General features: G+C 72.3%; 7 protein-coding genes. All 7 read left to right on the forward strand.

Annotated features, from left to right (window positions below):
- Positions 1 to 316 precede the first annotated feature (316 nt).
- On the forward strand, positions 317 to 1,351 hold the full coding sequence (locus OG978_RS38665; protein WP_326769689.1) for a pyridoxal-phosphate dependent enzyme: 1,035 nt from the start codon (positions 317 to 319) through the stop codon (positions 1,349 to 1,351).
- A gap of 2 nt (positions 1,352 to 1,353) precedes the next feature.
- Positions 1,354 to 2,583 carry an MFS transporter gene (locus OG978_RS38670; RefSeq protein ID WP_326769690.1) on the forward strand — a complete coding sequence of 410 codons (1,230 nt, stop codon included), beginning with the start codon at positions 1,354 to 1,356 and terminating at the stop codon, positions 2,581 to 2,583.
- A gap of 61 nt (positions 2,584 to 2,644) precedes the next feature.
- Positions 2,645 to 3,718 (forward strand): ornithine cyclodeaminase family protein, encoded by a 1,074-nt coding sequence (locus OG978_RS38675; protein ID WP_326769691.1) that lies wholly within the window; start codon positions 2,645 to 2,647, stop codon positions 3,716 to 3,718.
- Positions 3,719 to 3,729: 11 nt separating this feature from the next.
- Positions 3,730 to 4,545, forward strand: coding sequence for a class I SAM-dependent methyltransferase (locus tag OG978_RS38680; protein WP_326769692.1), 816 nt, complete (start codon positions 3,730 to 3,732; stop codon positions 4,543 to 4,545).
- Entirely contained in the window at positions 4,542 to 7,865 is a 3,324-nt protein-coding gene (locus OG978_RS38685; protein WP_326769693.1) for an amino acid adenylation domain-containing protein, read from the forward strand. Before OG978_RS38680 ends, OG978_RS38685 begins: the two co-directional genes overlap by 4 nt.
- Entirely contained in the window at positions 7,862 to 9,616 is a 1,755-nt protein-coding gene (locus OG978_RS38690; protein ID WP_326769694.1) for a non-ribosomal peptide synthetase, read from the forward strand. Before OG978_RS38685 ends, OG978_RS38690 begins: the two co-directional genes overlap by 4 nt.
- Positions 9,613 to 11,886: a M20/M25/M40 family metallo-hydrolase gene (locus tag OG978_RS38695; RefSeq protein WP_326769695.1), complete on the forward strand. Its 2,274-nt coding sequence runs from the start codon at positions 9,613 to 9,615 to the stop codon at positions 11,884 to 11,886. Before OG978_RS38690 ends, OG978_RS38695 begins: the two co-directional genes overlap by 4 nt.
- Positions 11,887 to 11,896: the final 10 nt, after the last annotated feature.

Here is an 11,896-nt window from a genome sequence, read left to right on the forward strand (position 1 = left end):
CCTCGTCATCGCGGCCCGGCCGTCGACCGCCCGGCCGTCCGGGCCACCCGGCGTCGAACCGGCCAATTCGATTCCCCGCGCGCACCCGAACCCGCCGGAACACCGGACAGGTACCGCGACTTCACCGGGCCCGGCAGCGGCAGGAGGACAGGAACGAGAGAAACGTCAAGCACTGTTCCCGGCCAACCGCGACACGCGCGCGCGGGAGTGCCGTGGTGACACCGGGGGCCACCTGCCTAAGGTCTGAGAGCACGCAGCTGGGCCGGCCGGTCGATCCATCGCCATCGTCGAACGACGCATCGCACAGGGAGAAGCAGTGTCGCGTGTCAATCCCGTCCTGGCACGGGCCCTCAGCACAACACCCTTACTCCGCCTGGACGTCGCCCACCGGGGTCGGGTGCGGCGTCTGGGACTGAAACTCGAAGAGCACGGCCCCACCGGATCGGTGAAGGACCGCAGCGCCGTCGGACTGTTGCGGGCGCTGCACGACGAACAGCCGCTCACCCCGGGCACGGTGGTGGTGGAATCCACCTCGGGCAACCTGGGCCTCGCCCTGGCCCGGCTGCTGCCGGCGGTCGGCTGCGACTTCCTCGCCGTGGTCGACCTCAAGACCCCGCACGCCACCCGCCGCAGGCTCGCCGACAGCGGAGCCCGGGTGATCGTCGTCGACGAACCCGACGGCCTGGGCGGCTACCTGCTGAGCCGGCTGCGCCGGGTGCGCGAGCTGTGCGCGGACAACCCCGGCTACCGCTGGCCCGACCAGTACGAGAACTGGGCCGCGCCCCACATCCACCGGCGCACCACCGGACCCGAACTCACCGAGCAGGCAGGACCGGAGCTCGGCGCGGTGTACATCCCGGTCTCCACCGGCGGCACCCTCGCGGGCATCGGCGCCCATCTGCGCGAGCACCGGCCCGACGTCGCCGCGGTCGCCGTGGACGTACGCGGCTCACTGGCCGTCTCGGGCAGCGCCGGACGACGCCTGGTCCCGGGCATCGGAGCCAGCCGGCCGTCCGTCTTCCTGAAGGCGCCGCACAGCTACGACCGCGCGGTGCACGTCGACGACATCGAGGCGATCGCCGTGTGCCGGATCATCGCCGAGGACATCGGGCTCGCACTCGGCGGCTCCAGCGGTTGCGCCGTACGCGCGATGCTGACCGATCAGGACGAGACCGGGACGGACAGCCGGCTCGCGGTCTGCCTGGCCGCGGACGGCGGCGCCAAATACCGCGACACCCTCTACTCCGACAACTGGGCGACCGAACAGGGTGTCGCCAAGGAGATCACCTCCGCCGTGGAACAACTGCGCAGCGAAGGACTCTTCTTCGACCGAAAGCACCAGGAGCACTGAACATGGGCACCAGCACCACCCTTGACCGGCAGCGGACACGCCCCGGCCACCGGCAGTACCTGCCGCTGGTGCAGGGCGCCACGCTGATCGAATGGACCGGAACGGGCCTTTTCCTCGCCGTCTCGACCATCTACTTCGTCAAGGTCGCCCATCTCAGCACCTCGTCCGTCGGCACCGGCCTGACCATCGGCGGGGCCGTCGCCATCGCCGCCGCCGTGCCCATCGCCCGGCTGGCCGGACGCTTCGGGCCGAAGCCGGTGCTGATCGGTGTGATGCTGCTGCGCGCACTGGCCACCGTCGGCTACCTCTGGGTGGACGGCTGGTGGAGCTTTCTTCTCGTGGTCGCCGTCATCGCCGTCACCGAGCAGTCCTCACCCCCACTGGTCCAGTCGTACGTCGGTGCACGCGCCCCGGAGAACCTGCGCGCGAAGGTCATGGCCGTGCAGCGCACCGTCGTCAACCTCGGCATCAGCCTGGGCGGGCTGATCGCCGGAGTCGCCCTGGGCTCCGGCGCGCCGGGAGCCTTCCGGCCGCTGCTGATCGGTGGCGCGGTCGCCTATGTGGCGGTGGCCGCCGTGTACGCCACCGCGCGGCGGGAGGAGGAGGCGCCGACGGCGGTCGGGAGCGCCCGGGTGGCGGATCTGCTCAAGGACCGCCGACTGCTCGGCTTCACCGCGTACAACGCACTGGTGTCGCTCTGGATGCCGGTGCTCAACGTGGCCTTCCCGCTGTGGCTCGTCACCGAGACGGACGTACCGGAGCGCTATGTCGGCATCCTGTACGCCGTCAACACCGTGCTGTGCATCGCCCTCCAGTACCCCCTCAACCGCTGCTACGGCACCACGCGCCGGGCATGGCTCTCGTACGCGGGTGCGGCCCTGCTGCTCAGCTGCGGCGCCCTGGCCTTCGCCGCCGCGCCCGGCTTCGGGGCGCGGGAGGCACTGCTGGTGCTCGGCGCGGCCGTCGTCCTCCTGACCTTCGCCGAGCTGCTCCAGGTCGGCGCCTCGTGGACCCTTTCCTTCGACCTGGCACCGGAAGGGGCGCGCAGCGCCTACCTGGTGCTGTTCAACACCAGCCGCACGGTGGCCAACCGGGTCGCGGGCCCGGTACTGATGACCGGCGTCGTCCTCGCCCTCGGCACGGCCGGCTGGATCGCACTCGCCGGTGTACTGCTGCTCGGTGCGCTCGTCCCCTTCGTGATGCTCCGCGCGGCACACGCCCCCGGCGGCTGAACCCGCTCCCGCACGGTCTCCACCGCAACCGACCCCCTCTCGCCAAGGAGCCCCGCCCGTCATGGACTTCGAGCAATACCCCGACAGCCACTTCCGCTATCTGACCCGCGCGGACGTCATCGAGGCCGCCCGCGACGTGGACATCGTGGCGGCGGTGGCCGAGGCGCTCAGGCTGCACTCCGCCGGTCAGTCCGTCCTGCCCGAGGAGGCATACCTCGGCTGGACCACACCGCAGGGCGACTCGGCCAGGCTGCTGGCCATGCCCGGCGCACTTGCCCAGGAGGGGCGGCCGCCGGTCATCGGCATGAAGACCATCAACGCCTCGATCGGGAACCCGGGGCGCGGCATACCCCGCTCCCAGGGCTTCACCCTGCTCCTCGACCCGGAGACCGCCCGCCCCCTCGCCCTGATGGAGGCCGCTTACATCAGTGCGATGCGCACCGCGGCGGTGACCGCGCTCGCCGTGCGCCACCTGGCGGTGGCGGAACCGCGCGGGCTGGCACTCCTCGGCTGCGGCGCCCTCGCGCAGGCACACATCGAGCTGCTGCTGCGCACCGTGCCCACCCTGCGTCGCATCGCGCTGTACGACGTGGCGCCCGACCGTGCGAAGTCCGTCGCCCACCACATCGCCTCGCTGCCCGGTGCGGCGGACATCGACACGGTCGTCGCCGACGGGCCGCGCGAGGCGGTACGGGACGCCGAACTCGTCGTGCCCGTCACCACGGTGACCCGGGGATACATCGAGCCGGACTGGCTGCGGCCCGGCGCGCTCGTCTGCCATGTCTCGCTGGACGACCTCACCGAGGCGGCCGTGCTCTCGGCCGGCACGGTCATCGTCGACGACTGGAGCCTGGTCCGTGACGACCCGCGACGGCTGCTCGGCCGGATGCACCGGGCGGGCACCCTGCTCGGCCCCGACGGCACCCCGCGGCAAGGAGTGACCGCCCGGCCCGGGGCCCGCCGCGTCGACGGCACGCTCGGCGATGTGCTCGCCGGGCGTCACCCGGGCCGCCGCGACCAGGACGAGATCGTGATCAGCAACCCGTTCGGGATGTCGATCCTCGACGTCGCCGTGGCCGACCGCATCCACGCCCGCGCCGAAGCCGCCGGTCTCGGCGCCCGGCTCACGCTCTGAGGGGGATCCGCATGACGATCGATCAGAACATCCAGGAGATCAACCGCACCATGTGGTCGTACGGCGAGTACCGGCACGTCGCCGATCTGCTGCGGCCGGGCGCCGTCGAGCTGATCGACCGGCTGGCCCCCGCGCCGGACACCGCCCATCTCGATGTCGCCACCGGCAACGGCAACGTCGCGCTGCTGACCGCCCGGCGCGGCTGCATCGTCACCGGGCTGGACCTGACCGACGAGTTCTTCCCCGACGCACGCGAACGGTTCGCCCAGGCCGGCGTCCAGGTGGAGCTGCGACGGGGTGATGCCCAGGAACTCCCCTTCACCGACGCTTCGTTCGACCTGGTGACCTCCACCTACGGAATCCAGTTCGCGCCCGACCACGCAGCATCGAGCGGGGAGATGGCCCGGGTGCTGCGGCCGGGCGGCCGCATCGGCATGTGCAACTGGACGGCACGCAGCTGGACCGCGCACTTCCAGGAGATCCTCTCCGCCTACTTCCCCTCGCCCAACGGCCATCAGGGACAGCCCATGCTGTGGGGCTCGCCGGACTATCTCGCCGAACTCCTCGGCCCCGGATTCACGGTCACATCCGAACGCCGGGAACTCTTCTACCCGTTCGCCGCGGCCGAGGACCTGGTGACCTTCTTCGAGAACTGCTTCGGCCCCTGCATCGCGGCGAGGAACACCATTTCGCCGCCCTCGCGATGGAAGGAACTGCGTGCGGAAATGGTCGAGATGACCGAGGGATTCCACACCACGGACGAGCGCGGCACGGGCGTACCGGTCGAGTACCTGCTGGTCATCGCCGAGAAGCGGGCGGCACGGTGACCGGCCTGCCCGAGCATTACCCGCGCCTCCCGCTGGCCGAAGGGGCGCGGGAGCGCGCCGTCGCCGCGGCACTCACCCGCCACGAACCGTACGAGCTGGGGGAAGGGGTCCACGCCTACGTCGAGCTGTTCGCGGCCGCACACCCCGACCGGACCGCCGTCGAGGACGGCGAAGTGTCCGTCGGATACGGCCGGTTGGCCGACCGGATGCGTGGCACCGCCGCGCAGCTGGCGGCCGCCGGGATCTCGCAGGGGCAGATCGTCGCGGTCGGCGGCCGGCGCGGCGCCGACGTCGTCACGGCCTTCCTCGCCCTGGAGCTGCTGGGCGCCGTCTACCTGCCGGTCGACGCGAGCTGGCCCGCCGCACGCGTCGAATCCCTGCTCACCGACAGCGGCGCGGCACTGATGCTGACCACCGGCGCACCGGCAGACACCGGGGAACTGGTCAAGGGCGCCCGCGCGGCCGGCGTACCCACCACGACACCGGAACCGGCCGGCGCTCCGTACACCCGGACCCTGCCGCCGGCCCCCGACGAGGTGCGCTACGTCCTCTACACCTCGGGGTCGACCGGCCGCCCCAAGGCCGCGATCGTCGAGCACCGCGGAATGCTCAACCACCTCTGGGCCAAGATCGATGACCTGGGGCTGACCGCGGACGACCGGCTGGCCCAGACCGCACCGCTGAGCTTCGACATCTCCGTATGGCAGATGCTCGCCCCGCTGCTCGTCGGCGGCCGGGTCCAGATCCTCGCCGACGAGCAGGCACAGGACGGCGCCGTGCTGCTGGAGGAGTTGCGCGGACGCGGAACCACGGTGCTGGAGACCGTACCCACACTGATCCGCTTCCTGCTCGACGCCCAGGAGACCGCGGGAGTCCGGCCCGGCGAGCTGCGCTGGATGATTGCCACCGGCGAGGAACTGCCACCCGCGCTGGCCCGGCGCTGGCACGACACCATGCCGGGCATCCGACTGCTCAACGCGTACGGGCCCACCGAGTGTTCGGACGACGTCACCCATGCCGAACTCGGCCCTCCGGCCGCCGGAGTACGCCATCTGCCGATCGGCTCGCCCATCGGGAACGCCGAACTGTACGTACTGCGCGAGGAGAACGGGCAGTGGCACGCCTGTGCGCACGGGGAGACGGGGGAGCTGTTCGTCGGGGGACTCGTCGTGGGCCGTGGCTACCTCGGTGACCCGGAGCGCACCGCACTCGCTTTCTTCACCGACCCCTTCGGCATCGACGGCGGACGCCTCTACCGCACCGGGGACGCCGTACGCGTGACTCCGGACGGCCAACTGGAATACCTGGGCCGGGTGGACCGGCAGGTGAAGCTCGGCGGCGTACGCATGGAGCTCGCCGAGATCGAGGCGGTGCTCGGCGACCACCCCCGGATCGCCGCCTGCGCCGTCACCGTCCACACCCCCGACGACACCGGAGCCCTGGTCGCCCGGGAGAGCGCGCACACGCCGGTGGCCGCGCAGCCGCCCCGGCTCGTCGCGTACGTCACCGCCTCCGGCGACGAGCCGACGGAGGAATCACTGCGCGCCCATCTGAGCGGCCGGCTCCCCGCGCCCATGGTGCCGCACACCTTCGTCGTCCTGCCTCGGCTCCCGCTCACCCGAAACGGCAAGACGGACTACAAGGCCCTGCCCGCACCACCGCGCCGCAGCCGCCCCGACACCCGCCCGTACGCCCCGCCGCGCGGCGCGGCGGAGACCGCGATCGCGGCCGTCGTCGCCGGGCTCCTCGGCACCGGACGGGTCGGCAGGAACGACAGGTTCCTGGAGCTGGGCGGCGACTCGCTGCTCGCCATGCGGCTGGTCGCCGCCCTGCGCGAGACGGGATCGGCGGCCGGCCTGCGTGACGTGCTGCGCGACGGCAGCCCCGCCGCGCTCGCCGCACTCGGCCACGAACGGCGGCCCGCGCCCGGTTCCCGCACGGAGAGGGCACGGGACGACGCGCCGCGCTCCCGGCCGCTCACCCCGCAGCAGGCCGGGGTGTACTTCCACTGGCGGCTCGACCCGCTCAGCCCCTACTACAGCTACCAGGGCTCCCTGGAACTCGACGGGCCCCTCGACGTGGCACGGCTGGCTCGGGCCTGGCAGTTGCTGCTCGCCGAGAATCCGCTGCTCCTCGCCCGGTTCGCCGAGACCGACGGGGCGGTCGGGCAGGAGGCGGTGCAGGAAGCGGTGCACGAGGTGGTGCACCACTACCCGCACTGGGAGGTTCCGCTGCCCGGCAGCGCCCGGGACATCACCGCGGACGCATTCCGCGCGGTGGCCGCCGAGGAGGCGGCCAGGCCCTTCGACCTGCTCACCGAACCGGCCCTGCGGACCGGGCTGTTCCGGCTGCCGGACGGCCGGCACCGGCTCCTGGTCACCATGCACGAACTGCTTCTCGACGGCTGGGGAGCGACCGTGCTGTTCCAGCGGCTGGCCGAACTCTACGAACAGGAGCCCGCCGGGCCCGACCCCGAACGCGCCACCCGCTACGACCGCTATCTCGACCACCTGACCGAGCGGCTGGCCACCGAGGAGGTGGCCGAGGCGGGGGAGTACTGGCTGCGCCGGCTCGCGGGCGAGCTCCCGGCACTCCAGATCGCACAGAAGCAGCGGCCCGCCACACCCACCTACCGGGGCGAGATCACCGAGGCGGTCCTCGACGAGCAGCTGTCCCGGCGGCTGCGCGACACGGCGCTGGCCGCGTCCGCTACCGCGTTCGTACCGCTGCTCGCCGCCTACGCACTGGCCCTGAGCTACTACAGCGACGCCGACGACGTGATCGTCGGCGCCCCGATGGCGGGGCGGGAGCGGCCGGAGACCGCCGACGTGCCCGCCTTCATGCTCGCCATGCTGCCACTGCGCCTGAACATCGACCCGGCCGCCACCCTCGCGGAGTTCACCGCACAGGTGAGGGAGACGGTGTACGACGCCTACGCCGCGGCCGAGCACCCCTTGGGCTGGACGCTGCGGCGGCTTCCGGCCGCCTCACGGAGCTCATCGGCGACCCCGGTCTTCCAGACCATGCTCAACATGCTGCCCTACCCGGCGCGCGCCACCACCGCGTCGGACGTCCGGTTCCGCTTCGTCGAACTGGACACCGGCTACACCAAGTACGACTGCGCCCTGTACGTCCAGCCGCACGGCCCCGGCCAACTGCTGCTCCAGTACGCCTATCAGCGGGAGCTGCTCGACGCGCCGGCCGCCCGCAACGTACTGGATTCCACCCTGATCGCGCTGCGGGCCCTCACCGACCCGGAGCGCGCCGAGCACACCACCGTTCGTTCCCTCGATCTGCTGCCCGGAGACGATCACCGATGACCACGCCGACCCTGCTGGAACGCTTCGCCGAGCAGGTGGCGGCCCACCCCCGGGCCGTCGCCCTGCGCCACACCGGTACCAGCGTCACCTACCGCGAACTCGACGAATGGAGCGGCCGGCTGGCCGCCCGGCTCACCGCCAAGGGCACCGGCCCGGGCTCGCTGGTGGCACTCGCCGCCCAGCGCGGCCCCGCCGCCGTCGCCGGCGTCCTCGCCGTACTGAAGACCGGCGCCGCCTACCTCGGGCTGGACCCCGCGATACCCGTGCGACGGCAGCGCCGGATGGTGGAGGAGACCGGGCCGCACTGCGTGCTGGCCGAGCCCGGACTCGACCAGTTCCCCACCCTGGACGCACCCCGCGTCACACTGGCACCCCTGGCCGAGGGCCCGCTGCACCAGGCCCCCGAGCAGGAGCCCGACGAGGACGCGCTGTTCCACATCGTCTACACCTCGGGGACCACCGGAAACCCCAAGGGCGTGCGCATCAGCCACTGTTCGGTCCGTGGCCGGCTGGAGTGGATGTGGCAGGACCACCCGTTCCCCGAGAACGCGGTGCTCGCCGTCCAGAAGTCCCTGGCACTGGTCGCCTCGCCCTGGGAACTGCTGGGCGGATTGCTCAAGGGCGTCCCGTCCGTCGTGCTCGCCACCGATGAACTCCTCGATCCGGTGCTCTTCGCCGCCGCCGTCGAGCAGGAACGGATCACCCATCTCTTCCTGACCCCGCAGCTGATCGCCGGGTTGCTGGAGGAGAGCGCCGAACGCCCCGGCGGGCACCGGCCGGTGCTTGTCACCAGCGGCGCCGACACCCTGCCCGTGGAAACCGTCCGGCGCTTCCGCGAGGTCTGGCCCGACACCACCCTGCTCAACCTGTACGGCATGACGGAGACCGCCTCCAACGTCGCCGCCTACGACACCGCCCGACTGCCCGCCGACGCCGAACGCGTCCCCGTCGGCAGCCCCGTGGCGGGCGCCTCGCTCTCGGTCCGTGACCGGCTCGGCCGACGCCTCCCGGCCGGTGTGACCGGCGAGGTGTGGGTCTCCGGACCACCACTCGCCCTCGGCTACGTCGGCGGCGACGGCGAGGACCGCTTCATCACCGACGACGCCGGAGTCCTGCACTACCGCACCGGCGACCGCGGCCGCCAACTCCCGGACTCCGTACTGGAGATCACCGGCCGCGCCGACAACCAGATCAAGGTGCGCGGCTACCGCGTCGAGCTGGAGGAGATCGAGGCCACCCTGCGCAAGGCACCGGACGTCACCGACGCGGGGGCCTACGCGGAGAGCGAGGACGGCGAAACACGCATCGTCGCCTGTGTCACCGCCGACGGGGCGACCGGCGCCGCCGCACTTCGCGCGTATCTGCGCGACCGGCTGCCCGACTACATGCTGCCCGCCCGCATCCAGCAGGTCCCGCAGCTCCCGCTGAGCACCAACGGCAAGCTGGACCGCACCGCCCTGCGCACACTCGTGGCAGGCATCGGGCAGGAACGGGCAGCCGGATTCACCCCGTCCGACGCCACCGAGACCGCCGTCGCCGCGCTCTGGCAGGAACTGCTCGGCGCACCGCCCGCAACCGCGGACCAGAACTTCTTCGACGCCGGAGGCCACTCCCTGCTCGCCGTCCGGCTCGCCAACCGGCTGGCGGCGACGGCGGGCCGCCGCGTGCCGCTGCGCCGCATCCTTGGCGCACCCACCGTCACCGCGATCGCCGCCCTGTGCCGCGAGATCCAGCAGGAGGAGCAGAAATGAACGACCCATGGCTGACCGTGCCGGGCGAGCAGCCGCAGGGCGCCGCCACTGGCACCCTCGCCGTCTGCTTCGCACCCACCGGTGCCCACGGCTCGACGTTCGCGAGCTGGCGAGGCCTGCTTCCCGAGGACACCACCCTCGCGTTCGTCGCACCGCCCGGCCGCGGCACCCGCGTCGACGAGGAGCCCGTCACCGACATGGCCGCCTACGCCGACGCGGTGGCGGCCGGGATACGTGAACTGCTGGGCGGGCGGCGGCTGGTGCTGATCGGTGTCAGCCTCGGCGCCCTGCTGGCGTACGAGACCTGCCGCCGGCTGCTCGACGCCGGTGTGCCCGTCGCGCGCCTGTGCGCCGTGGCCGGACAGTGCCCCGGCGACTTCCACGGCCGCGGCGAGGACGTGACCGTCGAGGACGCCCGCGCCTTCGTCGCCGGGACCGGACTGACCGACCCGGAGCTGCTGGCGGACCCCGAGTTCGAGGAGGTGCTGCTGCCTCCCGTCATCGCCGATCTGCGGCTGGCCGCCGGGTACGACGGCCGGCGGGGAGCCGTACCACAGGTCGAGTTGCGTGCGGTGTGGGCCACCGACGACCCGCACGTGCCCGAGGTCACCGTGCGCCGCTGGGCCGAATGGACCCGGGGCGAATGCACCCTGAAATCCGTCGAGGGCGGTCACTACGCCCATCAGGAGAATCCGGCCGCGGTCATCTCCGCCTGCCTCGACGGACTCCCCGGAACCCGGCCGTCACGGCGTTCCGTGCTCGGTGCCGGGGCGACGGCCGTCGCGTCCACGGTGCTGGGCCTCGGCGCGGTGGCATCGGCGTCACCCGCGGCGCGGGCCGACGCGCCGACGGGGACGGGCGGCGTCTCCTTCGACGGCGATCCCACCGACCCCGTGGCCCTGGCCGTCGCCATGATCCGCCAGAACACCAGCAACCCCGGCGACGGCGCGGTCACCCTGCCGCTCGCCCGGATGCTCCAGGGCATCTTCCGGGACGCCGGGGTCGGCACCGAGATCGTGCCCACTCCGAAGGACGGCAACGTCCACTTCTTCGCCCGCGTACCCGGCAGCGGACCGGCCACGAAGAAGCCCCTGGTCCTGCTCGGCCACTCCGATGTGGTGCCCGCCATCGGCGACAGGTGGGAGACGGACCCCTTCGCCGCAGAGATCAAGGACGGCAAGCTGTACGGCCGAGGCTCGCTGGACATGAAGGGCGTCAACGCCGCCTTCGTCGCCGCTCTGCTGCGCCATGTCCGCGAGGGAGCGGCCTTCGACCGCGACATCGTCTTCTGGTCCGACTGCGACGAGGAACAGGGCCCCTACGGCGTGCGCTGGTTCCTCACGGAACACCCCGGCAAGGTGGCGGCGGGCGCGGTCGTCACCGAGGGCGGCTGGGTGCTCAACCAGCGCGACGGCACCACGCCCATGATCGCCTCGCTCACCTGCAACGACAAGCGCTCCCTGCTGCTGCGCCTGGAGACCGCCTCGTACGCCACCCACACCTCCAAACCGTTCAGCGGACAGGCGGTGATCCGGCTGGGCGAGGTGCTCGACCAGCTCGGGGGGTGGCGTGCCCACATCCGCCCGAACGCGCTGTCCCGGCAGTACTTCGCCGAACTGGCCGAAGCCACCACCGACCGGCCGTTCGCCGAGGCGCTCCGGGAGATGCTCGCCGCCCGCACGGACCAGCGGCGGGACAGGGCGGGGGAAGCGGTGGTGCGGCTCAGCGAGACCCCGGAGCTGCACAACGCGATGCTGCGGACCACGCTCGCCTTCACCTCCGCCCGGTCCGGCTACTACCCGAGCATCGTGCCGGGCACCGCGACCGCGGAGTTCCGGGCGGCCTTCCTGCCGGGGGCCGACGACCCCGGACGCATCGTCGCCGAACTGCGCTCGCTGATCGGTAACCGGGCGACGCTGAGTGTGGTCGGCAACCCCGGCGAGAGCGAGCAGCAGGCCCTGGACCGGCTGCGCGGCTATCTGGCCACGCCCGACTCCGACTACGACACGGACGTCTTCCGCGCCTGGCAGAGCGCCGTACGCCGGACCCACCCCGGAGTACGGGCCACCGCCTGCCAGTTCGAGGCGGTCACCAGTGCGGTGCCGTTCCGGGAACAGAACGTACCCGTGTACGGCATGTACCCGTTCACCGTGAACCGGGACATGCTCAAGCGCATGCACGGAACCGACGAACACATCGGCGTCGAAGCACTGCGGCGGGGCACCGAGACCGTCTACCAACTCCTGGCCGGGCTGCGGACGCGGGCCTGAGCCCCTGACG

Origin of the sequence: Streptomyces sp. NBC_01591, assembly GCF_035918155.1 — a bacterium.
Lineage (GTDB): Bacteria > Actinomycetota > Actinomycetes > Streptomycetales > Streptomycetaceae > Streptomyces.